General features: G+C 54.9%; 1 protein-coding gene. It reads left to right on the forward strand.

Translation table 11 applies throughout. The annotated features are described in order from the left end of the window. Nucleotides 1-501: 501 nt before the first annotated feature. Nucleotides 502-1,102 (forward strand): reverse transcriptase domain-containing protein (locus tag Q8Q88_RS19360; protein ID WP_305676822.1); only part of this gene is annotated, 601 nt, incomplete at its 3' end.

Raw genomic sequence — 1,102 nt, forward strand, 5'->3', positions numbered from 1 at the left:
CGGTTGTGCGTCCAGCGAAGGCTGGCGTGTTCAGCAGGAGATAGACCTGTCGGGGAAAGAGTCAGAAGCCCCGTAGCTTGGATAGCAGGGTGGCGGGTAACCAATACTCTGAAGCCTATCGACAAGACTTCCCTTGGGGAAGTGCGAGTCACCGGGCCGTAACGAAAGTAAACGCAGAAGTGGCCTCGAAAGTGAATAAATCCGAAGGCCGAGCCCGTAACCGTGGGGCGAAGGCAGCATGGGTAGTCGAAATCTGGCCGATACGACTATTCCACTTCGGCGGGGTAGTAGCGACAGCACGGTGACAAGGACACGCTAAGCAACTGGAGAACCCCTACTCGCCCCGGCGCGAAATCGCCGGAGCAAGGTAGACCTTATAACCGGTGAACCCGGGAAGTGGGTCGAAGGCGGGAGGGAGGCGGACGGGTTCGTAGTAGCGATGAAACGGCGTAATGGCCGTGGAGCGAAGGAGCCCTGCTGCATTGTAATTTCTCTAACAACATGAAAGGCAAGGACGACATGATAAAAGCGTCCGTCAGTTTGCAATATCTGAGAAGGAGAATATACGTCAAGGCGAAGGCTGAACCGTCCTGGCGTTTTTGGGGTTTGTACGTCCATGTCTGCAAGATGGAAACGCTGTTTCTGGCGTATGACATGGCCAAGAAAAATGACGGGGCGCCGGGAATTGACGGCGTCACGTTTGAGGACATCGAGGCGCAGGGGATAGCGACATTTCTCGTGCAGATACAGGACGAACTGATGGGGCGCACGTATGTGCCGCTACCGGCACGAAAGCAGGAAATACCGAAGGGCGATGGGAAATTCAGAATCCTTTCGATTCCGGCGATTCGTGACAGGGTGGTGCAGGGTGCACTCAAGCTGATACTGGAACCAGTCTTCGAGGCGGATTTCCAACCGGGGTCATTTGGCTATCGTCCAAAGCGGATGGCGAAGGAAGCAGTGAACCGGGTGGCACAAGCAATTGTTCAGGCCAAGACACGCGTGATTGATCTTGATCTGCGCGCCTATTTTGACACGGTTCGACATGAACTTCTGTTGAGGAAAGTGGCGCAACGCATCAATGATGAGGACGTGATGCACT

Origin of the sequence: Phenylobacterium sp., from assembly GCF_030697925.1 — a bacterium.
Lineage (GTDB): Bacteria > Pseudomonadota > Alphaproteobacteria > Caulobacterales > Caulobacteraceae > Phenylobacterium.